The organism is Verrucomicrobiota bacterium (genome assembly GCA_039192515.1).
GTDB lineage: Bacteria > Verrucomicrobiota > Verrucomicrobiia > Methylacidiphilales > JBCCWR01 > JBCCWR01.
Window position 1 is genome coordinate 81947 of the sequence record JBCCXA010000010.1, and the last position, 22878, is coordinate 104824.

At 42.7% G+C, this 22878-nt stretch carries 13 protein-coding genes and 1 tRNA gene; 3 read left to right on the plus strand and 11 right to left on the minus strand.

The features are described 5' to 3' along the window. Window positions 1–8 precede the first annotated feature (8 nt). Window positions 9–84 (plus strand) — tRNA-Gly (locus AAGA18_06360). Between the two features lie 169 nt (window positions 85–253). Here AAGA18_06360 and AAGA18_06365 read toward each other — a convergent pair. From AAGA18_06365 to AAGA18_06385, 5 genes are all read right to left on the minus strand, one after another. Continuing rightward, on the minus strand, window positions 254–2605 hold the full coding sequence (locus AAGA18_06365) for a discoidin domain-containing protein (protein ID MEM9444959.1): 2352 nt from the start codon (window positions 2603–2605) through the stop codon (window positions 254–256). A 173-nt stretch (window positions 2606–2778) separates the two neighbouring features. Next, complete coding sequence (locus tag AAGA18_06370; protein MEM9444960.1) at window positions 2779–4863, minus strand: DUF3488 and transglutaminase-like domain-containing protein; 2085 nt, start codon at window positions 4861–4863, stop codon at window positions 2779–2781. A 17-nt stretch (window positions 4864–4880) separates the two neighbouring features. Continuing rightward, the gene (locus AAGA18_06375; protein ID MEM9444961.1) at window positions 4881–5789 is read right to left on the minus strand and encodes a DUF58 domain-containing protein; all 909 of its coding nucleotides are present in this window, start codon (window positions 5787–5789) and stop codon (window positions 4881–4883) included. A gap of 5 nt (window positions 5790–5794) precedes the next feature. Then, window positions 5795–6721, minus strand: coding sequence for a MoxR family ATPase (locus tag AAGA18_06380; protein ID MEM9444962.1), 927 nt, complete (start codon window positions 6719–6721; stop codon window positions 5795–5797). Window positions 6722–6847: 126 nt separating this feature from the next. Beyond that, on the minus strand, window positions 6848–8530 hold the full coding sequence (locus AAGA18_06385) for a methyl-accepting chemotaxis protein (GenBank protein ID MEM9444963.1): 1683 nt from the start codon (window positions 8528–8530) through the stop codon (window positions 6848–6850). A 762-nt stretch (window positions 8531–9292) separates the two neighbouring features. Here AAGA18_06385 and AAGA18_06390 point away from each other — a divergent pair. Continuing rightward, window positions 9293–12460, plus strand: a complete 3168-nt coding sequence (locus AAGA18_06390) for a filamentous hemagglutinin N-terminal domain-containing protein (protein MEM9444964.1) — start codon at window positions 9293–9295, stop codon at window positions 12458–12460. 95 nt (window positions 12461–12555) lie between these two features. Continuing rightward, the gene (locus AAGA18_06395; protein ID MEM9444965.1) at window positions 12556–14292 is read left to right on the plus strand and encodes a ShlB/FhaC/HecB family hemolysin secretion/activation protein; all 1737 of its coding nucleotides are present in this window, start codon (window positions 12556–12558) and stop codon (window positions 14290–14292) included. A gap of 164 nt (window positions 14293–14456) precedes the next feature. Here the strand turns inward: AAGA18_06395 and AAGA18_06400 are convergent, their stop codons facing one another. The 6 genes from AAGA18_06400 to AAGA18_06425 all read right to left on the minus strand — a co-directional run bounded on the left by AAGA18_06400 (window position 14457) and on the right by AAGA18_06425 (window position 22655). Continuing rightward, window positions 14457–15575: an aminopeptidase gene (locus AAGA18_06400; protein ID MEM9444966.1), complete on the minus strand. Its 1119-nt coding sequence runs from the start codon at window positions 15573–15575 to the stop codon at window positions 14457–14459. Between the two features lie 74 nt (window positions 15576–15649). Next, window positions 15650–16798: a UDP-galactopyranose mutase gene (locus tag AAGA18_06405; GenBank protein ID MEM9444967.1), complete on the minus strand. Its 1149-nt coding sequence runs from the start codon at window positions 16796–16798 to the stop codon at window positions 15650–15652. A gap of 27 nt (window positions 16799–16825) precedes the next feature. After that, entirely contained in the window at window positions 16826–18430 is a 1605-nt protein-coding gene (locus tag AAGA18_06410) for a glycosyltransferase (GenBank protein ID MEM9444968.1), read from the minus strand. Further along, on the minus strand, window positions 18427–19971 hold the full coding sequence (locus AAGA18_06415; GenBank protein MEM9444969.1) for a tetratricopeptide repeat-containing glycosyltransferase family protein: 1545 nt from the start codon (window positions 19969–19971) through the stop codon (window positions 18427–18429). Before AAGA18_06415 ends, AAGA18_06410 begins: the two co-directional genes overlap by 4 nt. Then, window positions 19968–21542, minus strand: a complete 1575-nt coding sequence (locus tag AAGA18_06420) for a tetratricopeptide repeat protein (protein MEM9444970.1) — start codon at window positions 21540–21542, stop codon at window positions 19968–19970. Before AAGA18_06420 ends, AAGA18_06415 begins: the two co-directional genes overlap by 4 nt. Window positions 21543–21740: 198 nt before the next feature. After that, window positions 21741–22655 (minus strand): TraB/GumN family protein, encoded by a 915-nt coding sequence (locus tag AAGA18_06425; protein ID MEM9444971.1) that lies wholly within the window; start codon window positions 22653–22655, stop codon window positions 21741–21743. Window positions 22656–22878 lie beyond the last annotated feature (223 nt).

Consider the following 22878-nt stretch of genomic DNA (forward strand, 5'->3'; position numbering starts at 1 on the left):
GCAGAGATGCGGGTGTAACTCAGTTGGTAGAGTGCAACCTTGCCAAGGTTGATGTCGCCAGTTCGAGCCTGGTCACCCGCTCCATTCTGACCATCCATCAGTCCTGCATGGCTCTTCATCAAAAGATGGGGACGCCTGGGTTGTTAAACATAATAGTTGGCCGCACTGAGCGATCACACGCAAGCGGTAGTTTTTAAAGTCATAAGCTTTTCGTTGGATGAGTTTCATTTTCCTATCAAAGCCTTCAGTCATGCTAATTGAAAACCCGGAACTCTGTGAAATTGATTTCTTCAACCACAGTCTTTTGAAACTTTACGTAAGAATATTTGGTAGCTTTAGACCAGCTTTTAGACCAAGTGCGCACTTCTCTATCTCCTCCTCGCTTATCATTCTTTTCATACTTAATGCTTGGCTTGTTACCTTGAGAGCCAAATAGGACCCAATTTTTACCGTTTTGTGACACGAGGATTTCAAAGTTCCTCAGAGTAGAAGCTGGCGTAACAATCTCCCGAGGAACTATTTCAATTTTCCGAATTTTTGTCGGGCGTTTAAGTTCAATCAAGTACCAAGGAGCCACACCCCCTAAATTTTTACCAGATGACCAATAAGTCATTATATCATTATCTGTTGCCCGTATAGGTCTGTAATTGTAGACGTGGCTACCGTCAATATGACTCGCAGATATCCAGCGATTTAAGGTGACATTCATACTGCTAATAGCAGGAATTCCGTTCCATCTTTTTGCATCGCGGTAAGGACTTTGAATCCCTGCACTTCTTCTCAAGATACGCGTTTCATTTGTGTCAGGATCAGCCGTAAAAATTCCCCAATCATAGTAGGCTTCATCTGGCTCCATGCTGCCATCGCTATGATAGAAGGTCTCTCTACCCGGAGTTAATTTGTTATCTTGCTGATCGTTGTTTTCGTAGATGACATTCTCTGTCCCCTGATCAAAATAAACTGCCGAAACAGGAGAATCGACATTCGAAATACCAGAATTTTTGTTAATATTCCTTATTCTATTCTCAAAGATTTGCAGAGCGTCAATGCTGGGATCGTCGATGTTGTCTGGAACCCAATCAAAACCTTGGTGACCAAGTGTATATATACCTGCGCCATCAGTTAGTTTCTCCATGGCATAGCGAATATAATTATGTTGAATAATATTGCTATGACAAGTCAGCGGATGAAACAAAGAGCTTCGCCAGCCCCATCCCCATGAGATCCCCGAGTATGGGCAATGTTCCACTTCATTATTTGCTATGATGCAACCGACGCCCTGAACACCTACTATGGGAACGCTGCCCTCGTATATCTTAGCGCAGTCTTGGAAATAATTTTGGGCAATGCGGACATTAAGAATTCTATCATTATACCCGTCAATATATTGCCTATCTAGATTGAAAGCTGATGAATGTAACACCACTCCGTTGCCTCCAGTCTTATGAAAATAGTTACCTACTACATCACACTGTTGGCATCCAATATAAAATTCAATTGCTGTTGCGGCAACCCGGGTAAATTTACAGAAGTTAAAATCAATGTTATCCGCATACTCAAGATATACGAGGCTTGGCTGTTTATCGCGAGTAACTCTCCCGTCATATGTTCCCGCCTGCCGTCCCATCACAACTCCACCATGATTCCACCCTGAGTCCGCAAAAACAATGCCTCGAAACTCAATATTGCGTACGTGGTTGCTATTTGTGCCATCAATTTTAACCAGCGTTTCGACCTTTGGATAGGCAGCTTGCAAATTTGAAGCATTTTCACCAGAACGCATCTTGTAGTGTAAATAATCTGATCCCTTCCAGAACTCACCCGGTTCATCGAGGAAAGTGATGCTATTTTGAAAATAATAGGACATTTGGTTAGTAAAAAAGCCCGACATGTCGAGCATTTTTGATTCGTCCTCAGAGACCATCTTCACATAAGCAAACGACCCTGATGATGGGGAAATTATCTTTTTTACACGCATTAGTTGAGTGGTCCATTTCGTATAGAGATACATCTCTACAGGATGACCATAGCTAATCCCTTCAATCGCTTTGCTAATAATGGAGCTTTTGGAAACACGGATAAAATTCCGGTAGACTCCCTTGGACATACGCACCGCATCACTTAGAGCGGGTTCACTGCGAGCAAGTATTGCTCGCTTATTTGCCTCATTTTTCCCGGTCGCCAATTCTCTAAAGCTGGCCTTGTTAGCAATCCGATGCCAGCCATTATAGCTTTTCCAATTACCTGTAATTTTTTTTCCTCCACTTAAAACCGGAATCTTATTCGGCTTATTTCGGTAAATGACTTTGTATCCATTCTGACCGGAGTCCTCTGGCGTAAATTTGAGCTCTGCGCCGTAGTAATAATAGCCCTCATCCAATATGACATGGACATCGCCTTTCCAGTTGTTGCCAAGATTCTTAACCTTATTTTTTGCGCTACTGATCGTCGTAGCTTGACTCCAACTCAGGCCGCTTTTGGAGTCTTTACCACCTGACGAAGATGGTTTGACATAGAAGGTTTTGTGAACCTCTGAGTATAAGTTGCTTGTGACTAATACCGAGAGAATGAATGGAATGAAGATGAGAATAAGTTTTTTTTTCATATAGATGTAAATACGTAGTAATACTGATGGTTTTTATTGGTTAGATGTTTTCACTATTTGTATGATAGAGACGGAAAACTAGCAGTTTTTGTTATTTATTAATTACAATAATTGATGCTTAAACATATAAATTATCCTTTAAACATGCAAGGAAATAATCTTCCCCTGAAATATTAGCTACAGACTTGCTTACGTAGCTTTTTGAGTTCTTTTACTGCCTGTGAGATTGCAGTTAGGTCTGAAATCTCCCCATATCTAAGGATCAAGTAAAGGTCTCGAAAGTGTTCTAGAGATAATTGCTTAGATCCATCTAAGTTTCCTTTTATACGATTGAGATAAGTAAAAGCACCTTCTGCTTTTTGAGGCGAAAGATCGTTCTTTCGAAGATAAGCCGCCAGCTCTTCGTATTCTTGGAGAACCGGATCCTTATTTTTCTTTCTAAAAATTGACCAATTCATAAGCATCAATAGAAAAATCGATCCAAAAATCATGGCTAAAATCAATACCATCAAGGCATTAGAGGGACTAAAACCAAGCCGTTGCACCACAGACAACTGTCTACTTGCGTCATAACCCAAAAAATCATCCCACTTGGCATTGGCTTGGTCCCAGCGAGCTGATGTTTCATCCAGCGGTTTTGACAACCACTCAGGCATCCATCCCGGTTTAAAGACCTCAAATTCATTCTCCCCCACAGAAAAAATCAGACCACTACCCATGCTCTCTCTTAAGTTATTGATACCGGACTCAATACGCTCTGGAGAAACTACAGATGTAGGATCAACACGTACCCAACCTCGACCCTTTAACCATACTTCATTCCAGACATGGGCATCTTGTTGACGCACCATCATAAACTGCCCATAGTCATTCCATTGTCCTCCCATGTAACCAACAACGATTCTAGCCGGCAGTCCGCAAGCTCTTGCTAAAGTCGCAAAGGATGCTGAGTAATGCTCACAATAACCCTCACGTTCCTCAAATAAAAATGCATCTAGGGCATCTCCAGATAACACGGCTGGGTTGAGTGTGTATTGAAATTCATTATCCGCGTAATAATCCAGAATATTTTGAACAATTTCTTCCTCGTTGGCAGACGCACGCAGATCCTGCACCAATCGAACCACGCGATTACTTAGCGTCGAGCGGTATGGTAATTCTAATGCTTTTTCCAAAAAAGCTTCACTAGCATCTTTCGAGGACGAATCACTGGAGGAAATCACTTCATAACGGATCTTTTTACGAACTTTGTTGGGATACGCTATGATACGGCCTGCATAACCTCTTGAGTACGAAGGAATAGCCACCGGAAAATCTAAGGCCATTAACCACTCTTCGTAGTGCGGTAAAAGTAGAATTTCTTGTCGATAAATACGGTCAAAATCACTACGGAGATCTTCATGATCGACATCGGAGATGACTTGTAAGGTCGGCTCGTGCTGCCTTATGCCTTCGCCTCGAACCCATTTCATTCCGTCCAGCGTTCGCCAGAGAACTGTTCCGCGCCAATACAATTCAGAATGGGAAGGTATTTGCCCATCAGGAAAAGTCACTCGAAAGGCCGGTCGTGGATCAGAAATCATTCTTGTAACAGAGCCAGGAGCGACTTCTTCCGAAAAACCGCTTTTACCATCCAACACTGTAATAGCCAAAGGAGTTTGTATACGGGGAAAGAACAGATACAGAAAGACCACCAAAGGCATAGCCATCAAGATGATTTTAAAGAGCAGTTTCATGGATTTCACTTTCGAGGATCGAGACGATCGATGACCTTCTAGGAGGCAATAAGTAACCCAGCCAAACTGAATTAAAACAAAAAGACACATGATGATGGATTGGGAAAACAAGAGTGAAAGGGCTAATAAAAAATAAGAAAACGTAATAAGCACATAATAATCTTTTCGATTATGAGTCTCTAAGAGTTTAAGACCATATAGGCCGCAGAAAAGAAGCCCACCCGCATCTTTACCCCATAAAACCCCGTAACTCAATAAAGTCGTTACGACAAAAATGAAAAATACAAAAGCAGCAAAGAACTTGGGAACTTGCAATCCATTATAATGCAACATACATCTCCGATATACTGCCGCTCCCAAGAGAAACACACTCATCCACACAGGCAAGTAACTCAGCAGCGGGAGGATTGAAACCACATAACAAGCGATAGCATAATAGGTAGTTCTCTGATCTAGCTTAGGCTGACCAAACTGGCCCATAAAGTTCGACTTAAAGAGCTGAAAGGAATTCGAATTACTCATTGTATTAGCAGCAAACATCACACCTTTCCTGTTACCTTGGGGAATAAAGCTAACGCTCTCATGATAGAGCGGTAATGTGATTCTCCTCGGCTGGCTGGAAATTTTTCATCCAACAGATTAACCGTAAACTCTACATGATCCTCGTGAGCTTGAACAACCCAACTTGCTAATTGAGAGAGTTTCGCTTCAACATCCAGCGCCTTTAAGCCATTGTAATCAAAGCAGATCTCTGATACTGCACCCCCCCGGTAATCCTTTATCAGTAATCCTTTACCTCGAGAATAGGCTTTCCAATCTATATGCCTTTGGGATTCCCCCGGAGTATAGGGTCTATGGCCCGCAAAAGAATCCCCGGGTGAAGGGGACCACTCATCATCACTATCCTCCATCTCAACTGAAGGTGCCGGCCAAAGCAGTGCACTCTCCAACTTTGGATAAATAAGACACTCCAAATCAATCGAAAATTCTTTTTCAAAAGAAAAAAAGCCAAGAGGATAATGTGACTGAATCTTGATACACTCAAAATGTATCACTCCACGATCAGGAGCTGGAATAGCCAACTCATGAATATGACTCGTGCGAGCCGCCAGTGGGGCAATGATTCGACTCTTCTGCGATAAAGGAACATTTCCAAGCCGACACTCTAAAAACTCCTTCTCCTCAGAATTTTCATTACTAAGCGAAAGCTTGACATGTAACTCTGAACCCGCAAAAGCATAAGCTTTACCCTCAAGATGAACCTTTAGTCCCCATAAACTTCTAAACCCATAGAGTCCAGAAACGAAACTAACGCTGACAATAAGAAAAAAAATAAAGTAGGCAGCATTGTTAGAATAGTTAATGGCCGCTAATAACATGAAAAGTGATATAAAAGCCACAAATATTCCATGTGGCGTAAACGTCACTTTTATACCACGATAGAACATACCTTTTATCTTACAGGAACAGCCTGAACTAAATCCTCAACCAAAGCATATTCTCCCAACGGTTCCATCTGGCCTCCAACCCCTAGACGATGCCCCAAAACTGCCGGTGCTATATTTTGAATATCCTCAGGAATCACCATGCCTCTGGCTTCTAAAAACGCCCAAGCTTGAGAAGCTTTTTTTAGGGCTAAACCTGCCCGAGGGGACAACCCTATTCCCGCGGCATCTTGCTGGCGGCTTTTTTCAAGTATATCAATAATATAATCCGCAATAGGCTCAGAAACATGAACAGCATCTACTTCATTTTGTAGCTCCAATAGTGCTTCACCCTTTAGCGCTGGTCTTAAGTCATTCACCAAACTAGATCTACTTTGGCTTTGGATGAGTTCCTTCTCAGCAGCCCTATTAGGATACCCTAAAGACAGCTTCATCATAAAACGGTCCAATTGTGATTCAGGCAAAGGAAAGGTGCCTCTCTGATAACCTGGATTTTGCGTCGCCAAGACAAAAAATGGTTGAGGCAGCTTATAAGTCATACCATCTACAGTAACTTGCCCTTCCTCCATCGCCTCAAGAAGTGCGGATTGGGTCTTAGGACTTGATCTATTAACCTCATCAGCCATCACAACCTGAGTAAATAAAGGCCCTCGAAAAAAATCAAACTGCTGCTGCTCCTGATTGAAAATAGAGTTTCCTGTCATATCACCTGGCAGCAAATCACTCGTAAATTGAATACGATTCATTCCCAGTCCCAGACTTTTTGAAATCGCTACGGCAAGCATCGTCTTGCCTACACCAGGCACATCCTCAATCAGAACATGACCCCGCGATAATATAGCGCATAAACCAAGACGAATGACTTCTGATTTACCCAAAATAATTGTTTCTATCGTCTTCTGTGCTTCTAAAATTCTATAATGACTATCTTTCATGAATGGTTATCAACATACTTACTAGCAAATGTAGAATCAACTTAAGTTGTCACACCCTAGAAGCCTTGCGATAAATAGGAGCTAATGACACTCAAAGCATGACATTAGCACACTTTTAAGATAGCTCTAGTAAAAGCTCTCTTCTGGTTCTTGATTAGAATTCCGTGGAGCTGTAGTCATCATGTCATCGGAATATGGTTGCGCACCCCTGGTGCTCAACCTTTCAAGGATAGCTTGGATTTCCCTCTGCTCTTTCTCCTGCAATCTACCAGCCTCTTTCCCAAAGACCATCTTGAGCTCATCGATCATCAGGCTATTCAAGTTATTGGCTTCATTAGATAGGTAATTCGAAAAAGCAGCTAAGTGATCAGCATGCGATGATGAATCTCGGGCAAGTTGACTGATTTCAGAAATTGAGCTTTGAACACCCTGAATACTATGGTTCTGCTCTTCTATAAAGGTAGTTATTTCATTAAATGCTTGATCCACTCCTCCAACCTTTTCTGCAATACGGCCAAAGTTAGCACGAATCCTCTCTGACTGCTCATTAATCTTATCTAAAACTTCCACCACTTTGTCAGAGGCCTCTACAGCCTGTTTACTTTTATCAATAGAACCATTTATGAGTTTATTGGTTTCCTCAGCAGCTTGCGCACTACGTAGTGCTAGAGACCGAACCTCATTGGCGACCACTGCAAAACCAGCTCCCGCATCACCCGCCCGCGCTGCTTCTACTGCCGCATTGAGTGCTAAGATATTGGTCTGGAAAGCAATCTCATTAATGGTGCTAATCACCTTGGAGACCCCGCTATTGGCCTCTTTAATCTTTTGCATAGAATCAGTTAGATCGTCTGTAGCACCATTGGCTTGGCTCAAACAATCCTCTAGAGCATGAATTTCTTCAACACCTTGGGATGCATTTTGCGCACAATCTCGAGTGGCTTCTCTACTATCTTTAACTTTTTGGCTATTGCTATTTGCTACACTACTTACCTCATCTACTGACGCCCCTATATTTTCCACACTGCTGGTTTGCGCTCCCGCGTACTCTGTGACAGTCCCACATGCCTCTTCAATATCATGCGCTATAACTCTCATCACAGATGAACTAAATTTTAGAGAATGAACATCTCGGTTTAAGTGCTTGATAGCTACTTGAATAATAACTGCTAGATACAAAATACAGAAGATAGTAATAGATATACCGCCATATTGAAACCAACTGACTAGTTTTACTCTTGTCTCAGATTTCCCTTGTTTGAGTTGGACCGCCTTGTTCATTTCTTTTAGTAGTGGGACATTTTGTTGGCGGATGGCATCTAAATCGCCTTTTGTCTCCTGCAGAGGTAAGGAAAGAACGTTCTCTAAATGTTGACTAAATCTCTTCCACATGCCATCCACTACAAGTAACTGCTCTAAAACTTCACCAGTCGCAGCAGCACATTTTCTGTAGTTCGTATTTCCCAGATTCAGTGAAGTGGGGACGTCTCCTGAATAGATCAAGGCATTAAGAGTTGTGGAAAAAACTTCCATAGTGTTTCGCAGTTGCTTAGCCATTTTCTGAGTTGAAGCATCATTCTCCGCTTTAGCAGCAGAATAGATGAGTACCTCCTTGCTCATCTTTTGGGTAAGCGTCCGCTGGCGACCTGCTAAATTGATCAACATTCCATCATCCTTTTGTTTCGAGAGTGTGGAAAAACATAGAAAAAGCTGCGAAATGGTCAGGATCATTAAGGTTATACAAGGTATCGCCAATTTCAGGCCCAGCCCCTGTGTGTAATTTTTCAGAAAACCAGGCACCGTCATCATTATCTGACTATTTCGGTTAGCTTGGGCGTAACTATAAGAAAATTAATAAGTCACAATCAAAGTTATATCAGAGCATGCAAGTTGAAATACCTACACTAAAATGAGAACTTAAGGTATTTCCAAGCCCTGAAGAACACTGCTTTAACTCAACAATATTACACCATTCCATTCTCATCGAAGACAAGAAATGGTTCTCAACAGCCTGTATGCTGTATGTAAACGCACCTATTAAACTGTCTTGGACCCGAAGCAAGCAATATCCAAACCCTTAGATCAACCCTTGGCCAATTGTAAGGCAGGAATTATCTAATCCTTGTTTTCATCATTCTGAGATAGTCGTCACTGCCTGAACTTTTTCAAACAATGGAACAAAGAGGTTCGTAACGATATCTCCCCAAGGTGTCCACTTGCTTTCATCCAATCAAGCAAGTCCCAAGTAGTTTTAATGTGTATGGAATTATTTTCCAAATTACAGAAAACTCATTTAGATCAACTCTAATTTTGATAACAAAAATTAATTACAAAAATTACTATTTAAGCAATATCTTAAAAGTTGTAACTTTATTATTATCAGAGAGGTTTGCGAATTTATGTTAATGATTCCATCCCTGCCAAATATTATTCCGACTTAACAAGATTTAATTTCCCATTTTATGATTATGTGTTTATTTGTGATGAATGACTGTAGGAAAAAAAAGCACTTTCAATCTAACTTATAGATTTAAAAGATTTGGCATACTTGCTGTAGTACCATTGTACCATTTGCTAGTCCCTTATTCAGCCGCTAATCCATCAGGAGAAAATGTCATCCGTGGAAGCGTGGCATTTGAACGCAACGGCTCTACCCTTACAATTACTCAGAATACAGATCGTGCGATCATCAACTGGAATGAATTCTCCATTGCAGGAGGAGAATTAACAAAATTCCTCCAACCAAGCGCCTCTTCTGCAGCTCTTAACCGTGTAATTAATAATACCCCTTCAGAGATATTTGGAACATTAGAGGCAACCGGAAAAATATATCTTATAAACCCAAGTGGAATTTTAGTAGGCAAGTCTGGGGTTATAAACACTCAAGGCTTTGTGGCATCAACATTAGATGTCACTGATGACGATTTCTGGGCCGGTAGTAACATAACCTTTAAGGGTGATAGTAAAGCCATGGTCAAAAACCTAGGCAACATCTCTGTAGATGGTGGAGACATTTTTCTCATTGCAAAGCAAGTGGTAAATAAAGGAGAAATCTCTGCTACAGATGGCACAGTGGGGTTAGCCTCAGGCGAAGAAATACTTCTCACCGAGACCCCTGCCGATTCTGGTAGAAGATTATTTGTAAGGTTGAATAATACTGGAGGGCCCGTAGAGACAGGCGTTATCAATGAAGGTGTGATTACGTCAGCTCAAGCCGAGTTAGCTGCAGCTGGCGGTAACATGTATGCGCTAGCCATTAAAAACAGTGGGAAAATTCGCGCTACAGGTTACCAAAGTGCCGGAGGAAAAATATTTTTAACTGCAGGGGAAAATAGCAAAATACTCCAAAGTGGTGAGCTTAGCGCAGAGCTTGTCGTGGCGGAGGGACCAGAAGGCGCAAAAACTTTTGGTGGAGAAATTAAAATCATTGCAGAAGAGGGTGTAATCGAAATGACTGAGGGTGCAATAGTAAATGCAACTGGAACAGATGGAGGCGGAACCATCCATATTGGTGGAAGCAAACGTGGGGACGGACCCCTGCCCAATGCAAAACAAGTAACAATCCAGCCTAACGTTACTATCTTAGCAGATGCCCTTGAAAATGGAAATGGAGGTGAAATCATTGTCTATGCAAATGACACCGCCCAAATATACGGAACCTTTTCCGCTCGCGGAGGAGCTTTTTCTGGCGACGGAGGATTTGTTGAGACCTCTGGAAAAAACTTCTGGATTTTTCCTCATTGGTATTCCTCGGTTGATGTAACAGCAGTAAATGGACTAGCGGGGGAATTTCTCATTGACCCTACTAGAATCAATATCGAACAAAGCACTGTAGCAGGCGGCTCCGTAGCTGGGTCTCCTGTATCAGCAAATACTATATTTGATTTTGATATCAATACGTTTTTAGCATCTTCAAACCTTACCATTGAGTCAGATAGTTTAGTGGCTGGCAACGGCGATATTATTGTCTCAGGAGATGTAGTTATCAACTGGACAGCCAATACCAGTTTAAGAGTTAACGCACACCGCTCAATTAAGATAAGAAGCGGAGCTCAAATCATAAGCACTTCTGGTGATATTACCCTCATAAGCAATGAGACTGGGGTAACGGGTAATTTTAGGGGCATTGATCTCGACAACACCACGCTTCAGACTATCGATGGAAACATCATGCTCATTGGCAGCGGGGGAACCACTTCCAATGACAATGGCGTTAGGCTCCGCAACGGAACTAAGATAGTAAGCAGTAATGGGGATATTTCCATTACAGGTCAAGGAGGGGGAGATGGCTTAGACGGAAATGGCCGTGGAGTTCTTATTGTTGGCAATAATACCGAAGTCATAACCTCTGGAAGTGGAAATATCTTCATCAACGGAATCGGTGGCAGTGGCAATGGTGATGATAATGTTGGCGTTCTTATCAACAACAGGGCAAAAATTACAGCGGGGAGCACAGGAAATATTGAAATTACCGGTGTTGGAGGCATCGGCTTAGGTAGCAACAACCGGGGCGTATTTCTTGGTAGAAATTCAGTTATTGAAAACGAAAACGGTGACATAATGCTTACGGGTACTTCTAACACATTAAACGCGGACGCCATCTTCGTTAATGGCAGGTCATCTATATTGGTTGACAACACAGACAATGACAGTGGACGACGAATCACCATTGAGACCGGTTCAGGCAATCTAGGGGAAATCGATATTAACGGCAGGTTACAAGCAAGGGAACTCGTCGTCACATCAAACAGAAACACTGATATATCAAGCGGCTCAATAGTCAATAATGTCATAGGCATCGCTGCATCAATCACGGGCATTAACCAAACTTTTACTTTCTCGCAAAGAGAATCTTTTCGAGTAACAAGCATAGCAGGTATATCTGGGGTTCAATCTAATGGTGATATTACCCTTAGAAGCTTAAGTAATACAGTTACCTTAGTTGATGGCGTTATGAGCAGCAACGGAGACATCAGAATCGGTGCCAACACCTTTATAAATAACGCCGGCTCGAACGCTCTTCAAGCTAACGAGGCATGGAGAGTCTGGTCAGATAATCCAGTAGATGATGTTGTTGGTAGCTTAACACCCGATTTCATTCAATTTGGACGCTCCTTTAATAGGAGTAATGGAGTCGGGGATGGCCTGATTTACAGAGATCGCCCAGACGGATTAAGCTTCGGTGGCACAGAACTCAGTAAAGTTTTTGACGGAAACACAGATGCTAGCGCTGGCCTTAGCGAATCAGACTTTGTTTTTACTTTTGGCGGAACCCAATCAGAGTTAACGCCCAATGCCCTCAATAATTTTTCTGCGACATATGCTAACGCAAATCCAAACCCCGTTCCCGAGCCTCTTCAAGAAGTGACCTTTGATTTTGATCGCATTGACAGAAGTAAAATCATTATCAATGGGGTCGAGATCAGTGCCATCGGTGTGAGAAATCGAGGTGTCTTTTCTGGATTTAGCCAGAACATAGGACGAATTAATCCAGTTCTTCCGCCTCAAGTAGCAGGCGATGAAATAGCCGTACCACCTATTATCGACTTTGATAACGATTTAGAACCTTTGCAAGATCAAAGTTTTGCTAACCTCACTATACAGCAGCTTGAAAACGTATCTACACAAGCAGGTGGAACGAATAACTTTCTATTTCAACCAATCGTTGCAGAAGGCCCCGAAACCCTAGGAGAGGAGGAAGAATATCTTATCTATGTTTCTTCCGCTGACGTGCAATAATTTATTGAATACTAAGCTGTAATAGATACCTTTGGCCTATTAAGAGGGAGATGCGCTTCCTAAAATTACGAGATAAATCAACATAGGCCACTTCTTTGGTAAATTCAGCACTCAGACATTTGTATAGCGGTATCCTCACACTGTGCTTTGCCAGCTTAATCTATGCTCAGGATGAGGGTCGCATTCAACCACGCGAAATAGATGCGACTAGTGATCTCCCCGTAATTCCCCAGCAAGAAATACCTTTAGACCTAGACGACACCATTCTTGTCGACGCCCTTAAAGCGCTTGTCTTTTTGAATGATGAACAAAGCCTCTCGACTCATTCAATGGATGCCGAAGGAATAGTTACAAGAGAGGTCTCTATTTTAGATACCGAGTCGTTCCGAAATAAAATTCAGAGCTACCTTGGGAAGCCAGTATCGCTTTCGCTTTTATACGAAATTGCCAAAGAGACCATTCTTTACTACAGAGAAAACAATCGTCCGGTCGTAGATGTATTTGCCCCAGAGCAGGATATTTCCAATGGGGTCATTCAAATGGTGGCTATTGAGTCAAAAGTTGGAGAAATTAATGTTCAAGGCAATAAATGGTTTTCTAGCAATAGAATACGAGAACTATTTAGCCTGAAAGGTTCTGATGGAATTCTAATCAGTAAAATTGATCAAGACCTTCAAAGAATAAACCAAAACCCCTTTCGCAATGTAGAGGTGATATTCGCACCTGGTACTGAAGATTATACGACTGATATCATCCTCCAGACCGAGGATCGGTTTCCAGTTCGATTCTACAGTGGCTGGGAAGACACCGGAAGTGATTTAACAGGTGACGAACGCTGGCTTTTTGGATTTAACTGGGGAGACGCTTTTTTGCAAGACCACCAGATGAGTTATCAGTTTACTGGTAGCAGTGACTTTGAAATGCTAGCTGCTCATTCCGGTTCTTATCTCATCCCATTACCTTGGAGTCACAATTTATTTTTTTACGGAAGCTATGCAGAGAGTAATGCTGACGTTACCGGCTCAAGCATCGTTGGTAGCAGTTGGCAAATAGGAACTCGCTATACGATTCCACTTCCAGATTTTCATAACTACAGTCACGAACTCGTATTGGGTTATGAATTTAAACAATCTGATAACTTAACAGATGTGGTCGGACTCTTTCAAATTGGCTCCCTTAATGATGTATCACAATTTATTTTTGAGTATGGAGGGTCCTTAGGAGATAGGATAGGTGCTACTTCCTTGACCATCACCGGAGTTTTGAGTCCCGGAAAGATGACGAGTCTTAATGATGACCGCGCATTCCAAACAAGTCGAAATACGATTGATAGCAATGCTGACTATGCTTATGTTAAAATTTCTGCAGAGCGCCTATTTAACCTACCATGGAATTTCACCACTTTTCATAACTTCACCTTACAAGTCTCTAATGCTAATCTTCTACCAAGTGAGCAGCTTGGTGTTGGCGGTTATTATTCAGTACGTGGATATGATGAACGTGAACTAATCGATACGGACGAAGGTTGGCTTATGAGACATGAGTTAAGAACTCCAAGCTTCAGCCTATTCGACCTCATAGGGACCCAGAGAGAATCTAGAGATGAGTTGCAGTTTTTAGCTTTTTGGGACTATGCTGATGTTTCACCTTTCGAACCAATCGCCGGGGGCTCTCCGAGTGAATCCATCTCTTCGGTGGGCGCAGGTTTTAGATATACGATCGGACAGTATCTAAGTTTAAGATTCGACTACGGGTTGCAGCTAATCGATGTTCCAGGTACGACATCGCGTTACAATGATAGATGGCACATTGGAGTTTTACTTTCATATTGAAATAACCTTGTAACGAAATGGGAAAAAGTGAGGATATTTAGAACAGAGCACCCCTGAATGCTCCTTCTCAATTGCCCTTACAAGGTTGATATCTTAGGAGGTAGGAGGCTCAAAGTGGTCATACTTTGAAGTGGCTCTATCCTTCCAGGTGCTAAAATTTTATTTTACTTCTGGAGAAGGTATTTGGGATTAAGCTTTTCCAGCGACTTAGGCAAAAAGAGACCATTTTTTCGAATTAGTTTATTATCAAACCAGACTTCTCCACCTCCATAGTCTCTCCGCTGGATGCAAACCATATCCCAGTGGACTTGGGAGCGATTCCCATTATCTGCATCTTCGTATGCTTGACCCGGAGTGAAATGGAAAGAACCCGCAATTTTTTCGTCGAATAGGATATCCCTGATAGGATGCAAAATGTGCGGATTAAACCCCAAGGAAAACTCGCCAATGTAACGAGAGCCTTGATCAGAATCCAAAATTTCATTGAGACGCTTTTCATTACTATTGGCCGTTGCTTTGACGACTTTGCCTTGAGAAAACTCCAGCCTAATGCCATCAAAGGAAGTTCCTAGATAAACGCTCGGCACATTAAATGTGACGCATCCCTCAACACTATCTTTGACCGGACAGCTATAGACTTCACCATCGGGAATATTACGCTCGCCGCCACATTCGACCGCACCAATGCCCTTGATAGAAAAATGTAGATCGGTTCCTGGTCCTTTAATATGAACCTCATCTGTCTTTTCCATAAGTTTTTTTAGAGCCCCCATACCTGGCTTCATGCGGCGATAGTCGAGCGTGCAGACTTTAAAATAGAGATCCTCGAAGGCCTCTGTGCTCGACATGCCCTGTTGAGCCATGGAGGAGGTAGGCCAACGTAAGACCACCCATTTCGTCTTATTTACACGCCAGTTCAGAACAGGCCTCATGATCTTTGCAACCATTTTCATCTTAACTGAGGGAACATCCGAATTTTCAAAAATGTTATCTGCACCACGCAAAGCAATATAAGCATCCATCCCCTTCATTCGCTGGAGCTCAATGCTAGCATTGGATTTAACAGCAGCCTCATCAGCAGCTAACAATAATTCACGAGTCACACGAGCTTGATGAATATGAGCAAATGGATGCGCACCTTTTTTACGTGCAGCACGAATAAGAGCAACGACCATTTCTTCCGGAACGTTGTAAGCATCTATAAGAACCTTTTCTCCACGTTTGAGGTTCGTTGAAAATCCAGTTAAAACATTGGCCAATTCATTATAGCGAGGATCCATCATGCAATGAAGCTAGCCTAAGCCAGTCACGACCACAACGATAGATTTTGCCCAGGGCATGCATTGAAAAAATAGAATCAAGGCTTGACAGAAAAAAGCGGTGAGACCTGCTTATTCGCCCAGGCTTTCATCCAGCGGTGCGAAAAGTCTATAGCTTCTCCGATCACCTGATCCATATTGAGGTAACGGTAAGTGGCTAATCGGCCCAGGAAAGAAACTCCTTTTTGTTCCTCTGCAAGCTTTACATATTGTTGGAGAGTATCCTTATCTTTTGCTAGACGCTTTGGATAATAAGGTAGATCATCGGATCCTGTCTCTTGGCTATATTCTCTATAACATACTGTTGCTTCGTGTTTTTCCCAAGGTGTAAACCATTTGTCTTCACGGCTGCGTGTATGAGCTACTTTCTCTTCACAATAATTGATTAGGGCATTCCCCTGATAATCACCATGAGTAACATCTAGACGCTCAAAAGTCACTGTGCGGTAACCCAACCGACCTAGCTGATGATCAAAGAAAGCATCAATCGGTCCAGAGTAAAATAGATGGTCATATTCGGCTTCTACACCAGACTCATAACGGCAGGATGTTTTGACCTCTATTTTTTGATGATCGAGTATTTGTTCTACGATAGCCGTATATCCATCTAAAGGAATCCCTTGATAGTTGGTAGAATAGTAGTTGTCATCATAATTAAACCGCACCGGCAAGCGCTTAAGCACCGAAGCAGGAAGCTCAGTCGGTTCACAGCCCCATTGTTTTTTAGTATATCCATAGAAAAATGCATCATAGAGATCTCTACCAATGAATTTTAAAGCCTGTTCTTCAAAGTTCTGAGGCTCGCCAATCGAATCATCCCCTAAGCTAGCAACAAAAGTCTTTGCTTCATCAGGACTAAACCGCTTGCCAAAGAATTGATTGATGGTTAGTAAATTCAAAGGTAACGAGTAAATACCCTTATGGGTAACTGCCTTCACCCGATTCACATATGGCCCAAACTCAGCGTATTGATTCACATAATCCCAAACATCTTTGCGGCTTGTATTAAAAATATGCGGACCATATTGGTGTAGCATGATCCCCGTGCTATCATCCCTCTTGGTATGACAGTTACCAGCGATATGGTCACGCTCCTCTAAGATCAAAACATGACAATCCAGATTGTCTACTAGTTGACGAGCGAGAACCGCACCGGAGAAGCCAGCCCCCACAATTAAAAATTTCATAGCCCTAAGAACATCAGGATTTAGTATTTAGGCAACCTCATTATCAGGCTGTGATTCAGGGACTCTGCCTAACCGCAGATCTATCCCGCGATCGATCACCTCAAAAATACCCGGTCCCCACTTGATATGCACCTTCGTTCCATTCCCCAAAACATTACAACGGCTGCTTTTACATGAATCTCGAAATGCCTTCCAAGGGTGCTTCACTTTTACTCTGCCATCAAAGAGAACATCATAGCCTACCCTTCGCAAGGTCAACTGGTACTCTAAATCCTCCCAAGAAATGGGGCTGAAAGCGATATCAATAGGCCCGGCCTTTTCCAAAGCCTTACGGCGATAGAGCATACAGCAACCCATATTTGCAATCGTTGGCACAAGGTGCTCAAACTGCCCATCATCAGGTTCTAGTTGATGTGTGTTAGGCCGAGGCCATAGACGATAGTCGGCCCAAAGCAATTTTCTCTCATCATCTTCACAAACAATCTTACACCCAACAGCACCAGCATAACGGTTCTGCCTAAGATCTTCGACTAAGCGCTTTAGCCAATCCGAGCCCATTTGAATATCATCATCTAACCGAGCTACCAAGGGCGAAGAAGTTTCCGCAACTAACCAATTCATGGCCGCAGGCAAACCGATATTCACCTTAGTAGTCAGAGTATTTACTTCAAATGGAAGTTGCTTACGTTTTTCCCACAGCATTTCAGGGGAATCGTCCCCGGCACCATTAAAGAGAATAAATACTTTAAAATTTGGATAATCCGTTTGAGCCAAACAATCTATTGTCCTCTCAAGCATCGCTTTGTTATTTCGTGTCACAATCAGTATATCCACTAAAGGTTCATCTGCTTTCCATTCATCTTCCAAGTTTTTACCAATGCGCCAGCAAACTTTTCCCGTTGGCCAAGTATTTCTAATCTGCTCTAGGTCTGGAAAGTCTGGATGCCAATGCCATTTTTTTTGCCACATATTGACAACACGGTCGTCTAGTTGATTACAAAGCTCCGGCTTACTAAGAACCTCCCATGTATCAGCGATGTCTGAGCTAACCAGAACCTCAGGTTCGACCCATATTTCATAACCCAACTCACGTGCTGATAAACAAAAGTCATCTAACACTAAGTTCGGCTGCGATTTACAACTACGTTGAAGTTTTTCGAAACCTCTGTCAAACCCACCCACTTCTTGAAAGGCCTTTTTGTTAATCAAAAGCAAGGAACCAAAAACACTATCCACTTCTCTCTGTGATGCATAGTGAGCACCGTCGGCTTCCCCATAACCAATATTGGCAAAAATCTCACGCATACCTAAATAGCTAACAACATTCCGACCACAACTAATGATGAGGCCTCGAAGATCTACCGTCTTCACACCAACAGCAGCGACTCCACGATTCTCTTCTAAGACTAAACGTAGGGCCTTGAGCCACATCTTTTGATGAATGGCAATTCTTTCACTCATCACTGCAAAATGATCAACTGCTATTTGCGAAATCTGATCATTGATTTCCTTATAATTTGAAACCACTCGTATATCGACTGCTTCGCCGACAGTTGTCTCTATATGCTCAAGACAGTCCTTAATCTCTTTACCCGGCTTCTCAGATATAACAAATATGGTTCCTCGATTCATTGTTTGCTTTCTATTTTTATTTCTAATTCGGCCTTGACACGCTTGATCAAACCTCTCCAATCACCTAAATGATTTTGACGGAAGAGCCTCACACTTGGATACCACGGACTATCCTCTCTAGCTAATAGCCATCGCCAATCCGGCGCATATTGGATCAACCCCCACACGGGTTTGCCTAATGCCCCGCACAGATGCAAAACCGAGGTATCGACGGTGATCACTAGATCCAATTGTTCAAGGCGCTCGGCAGTATCATAAAAATCCTTACATTCTGAGCCCCAATCACCAATGAAGGGAAAACTCTTCAAATCCTCCATTCTTTGACCCTTTTGCAAGCTTACCCATTCTACATTCTTTAATTTAAATAAAGGTGCTAACTCAGAGATCGAGCAAGATCTTGAGAGATCACGCCCGTGATTGGGATCACCAGCCCAAACCAATCCTGCTCGAAACGGATGACTCTTCGCCTGAATTTTCTTGTCTAATTTGAGATAAGCTTCTCCCGAAGCAAGGCTCTCTAGTTGTGTGCCAAAAATTTTTGGCAATGAAAAAACTGGTACTTGAAAGTCCACTTCAAGCACCTCTTCTCCTACATCGAGTAACTCGTCCACAAACCCCATAGTATGAATAAGGCGATGGAGCGACTTCGGACATTCTACCAAGAGCTTGCCAACGCGCTTTCTAACTTCTGGGAAAAAGCGTGCACACTGAATGACATCACCAGCACCTTGTTCAAAAGCAACTAATAGCTTCTGCTTTTCAATGTTATCACCCTCCCAAAGAGGCTCAGACCGTTTGACTATGGTGTTGCGATATTCGAAGGCTTTCCACCCCTGCTTGTAATCACCTTTTAACAACAGTGGAAAGGATCGGTTGTATAGGGCTTCTTGATGCTCGGGGTCTCTTGTTAGAATATCATCACACACTGAAAGAGCCTCTTCATATTTGGCTAACTCTTGAAGCACAACACCGAAATTTGACAAATCTCCATCTGTCATGGACTTCGATTCATTGGCAATGCGATACCATTTTTCAGCAGCGAGGTACTTCTTACGAAGATGCGCAATCTTGGCTAATGCTAAAGCACATTGACCAATCTGCTCTTTTAGCTGATAAGCTTTTAAATAATGATTGGATGCGCCATCAAAGTCTTTTTCCGCATGAAATAAACAGGCTATATTAAAATGACCAGCCCCTGACAGAGGATCTAACTCGATAGCTTTATGATAGTTTGCTTTTGCCTTTTTAGTTTCACCGAACTGTTCCTGGCAAACCCCTAGCATAAGATAGGCATCAACCCAGTCCACTTTCAGCCTAGTCGCCTCTTGATAAAAATGCGCGGCTTCTTCCCATAAGGCTAAATCGATCAACACCTGCGCCACACAGTAATAAAGTTCCGCAACCTGTGGATTGATCTCCAAAGCATCTTTAAAATGCTTCAATGCCTCTTTGAGGCTCCCTTCTAAATGTAACTCTTGCCCTCTGGCAGCTAGGTGAGCCCATGAAACCCCGCTGGAGCTAACCATTGATTTACTACTCATTCTCTCACTCTCTGCTGAATCTCATTTTTTAAACTACTTGCTACTTCGTGTATCGTCTGCGACCAGTCTCTAAAAACCTTCTGACGGAATAGTCTCATACCTGGATACCAGCAGGTCTTATCGGCATTCATTCCCCATCTCCAATCCGGAGAGTATTGAATTAAGTTCCAGACAGGCATTCCAATAGCTCCAGCCAAATGAGCTACCGAGGTGTCTACAGTAATCAGCAGGTCCAAATTTTCTAAGACAGACCTTGTAATTTGGAAGTTATCCAAGGAACTAACCTCCATAGGCCAATTCATAGACTCTAATTCTTGGGCTCCATCCTTCTGCAGACATACCCATTCGATATCTTCAATCGCACGAAGCTCCTCTAATTCTCCTAACTGACATGACCTTAAGCTATCCTGGGCGTGTTGTTTACTACCCGACCAAGCGAGTCCTACCCGAAATTTACCAGCTATATTCTTCTTATTATAGCAGCCTAAATATGGGACAGCTTCTTCTCGAAATTCATTCTTTAAGCCCAATACCCATGGCAAACTGAGCAAAGGAAGAGCCTCATCATAGACAATACATTGGCCGTCACGTTCCACTATTTCATCGACACCAGAAAAGTCTGCTAGTAGATCAACTAACTCTGCTTGACACTCCAAAATGAGCTTACCAACTCTTTTTTTCGCTAAGGGCAGATAACGAATAAATTGTAAAGTATCTCCCAGTCCTTGCTCGGCTCTGAGCAAAAGCGTTCTATCTTTTAAATCCCGACCATTCCACTCCTTGAGCGGATCGACTCGCTCAAGATAACCAGGCAATTTTCGACGCCACTCATGAAACCCCCAGCCGTTTTCATAGTTCCCTTCTCGAAGAAAGATAATTGATAAATTCCAGTAAGGCTGTGGTAAAAATGGATTGATACCAATGGCCTGTTCTAAAACTTGCTTTGCCTCATGATGCCTGTTCTGGCAAACGAGTGAACTACCTAGATTGGCATAAGCCTCAGCATTTGCTGGGTTAAGTTCTAGAACTTGTCGGAAACATGCCTCCGCTTTCTCCAACGCAAAAAATTGCAGATAGGCAATACCTAAAGCATGTTTACACTCCCAGCGCTGATTGTGTTGCCTGCTAGCTTCTTGCAAGAGCCCAAGGCCTTCATCTTCCTTGCCCTGAATCATCAAATGCCTGCCTAAATTGAGTTGGTAGTCCAACTCTTCTGGGGCTAAACGGCAGGCACGCCGATAACGATTCTCTGCTTCATCCAGACGCCCTAATAACTTCAATAAATTCCCTAAGTTATTGTGCACGGAAGGATTACTCGGCTCCAACCTCATGCTTTGCATCAAACAGGCCTCTGCTTCCTGCCATCTTTTCGCCTCTTTCAGGTAAACACCTAGCATCATCCAGCCATCGACATGGTCCGGATAAGCTTCACAAACCTTCCGGGCTGTTTCTATTGCTTTTTGCACATCTCCGCCTCTGAATGCCTCAATACTTGCATCCACCTCTAGCGCTGGCATTGCCAGCCCGTCTCCGCTAGTTCGTTGCTCTCTATACACGCGTGAATGGAACACCAAGCCTCCCAAGCCTAAAATTTACCCAATTAGGGATATCGGCTGCCCCGAGGCAAATCTTAATTCCCGATGTTCTTATGGTTGTTTAGTCAGGAGCCAAGCAATAAGTTCCAGGGTTCAGACAGAACACAGACAACTCCGCTAACTTCATAGCCAGCTCGCCCTTGTATTGATGCCGAATGATAAAGGGCTAGGGACCTAAGGAGTTGCTTCAAACCGAGACACTTTGAAGCCATTCTTTTCCAGCTGATGAAGAATTCCGTCCTGGCCGACTAAATGAGCTGCACCTACAAGAACAAGCTCCGGCTCAGGAGTTTTGATAAGCTCCTCAATTCGAGGCTGCCAATTCTTGTTCCGCGAGATCAGGAGAGTCTCGTAAACCTTCGGAAAACGCTTCTTCATTTTATTAGAAATAAGCTCTTCGAGCTTCTTATCATCTCCCGCCCTCCAAGCTTTTAACAAGTCTCCCATCACTGAGCTCGTTTCATTGAGATCTTGCAAAGTAGCTAAAACCATCTCGCTTTCATTACCCTTCCCGATATTTATCAGGAAATCCATCTGCTCCTCAATTGTCTCAAGCCCCTCTAACTTTTTACCATCCTTTTTAGCCTGATTTTGGAAGTACATATCCACACCAGACTCCTTTATGCCAAGCTTCTGCATTTCTATATCACTAATAGCTAAGAGAATGAGCGGAATTTTCATCACGCTAAAAGTAGCCATAGGGATTTTGGCGGACTGACAGTATGCTTCTAAGGCTTGATAAGCTTCTTCGTTTAGAATTTTGTCAATGGTGGTGCCATCCATGTACATACCTTTAGTCAACAACATGTTCTGCATTGCAGGATCTTTGGCGCGTTCTAGATCCGCCTCTAAAATCACATGTTCAACTCTAGCATAAGCTTGATCATACTCGACTGGTAGCGGGTAATCAGATTTTCTCAACACGTGACAAGTTCCACCCAAATAGGTCACGTAGCCATCGTTGCCCTCAACTTTCCACATCGAGGTCTTCGCCTCTAGCACCGTGCATAATGCGTAGAGAATGAACACTCCACTAATCAATTTTTTCGTCACTTTATCTATCCATAGTATTTTTTGAGTCTTTTTCATCTATTTTCAACTCGCTTAATCAACACGTATATTGAGAAAAAAGAGCAGGTCTGAACTAAGAGTGCATAATCGATCATGAAGATAATTAGTCGGCACTGAAAAAAGGTATTTTTAAGTATATTGGATACTCGAGGTATGACTTTGGGGTAATGGAGCAATTCTTGTAGCAAAGTAGAGTCTGATTTCTTGAGGCATGTGTGATATGGCATGAAGTAAACGAAGA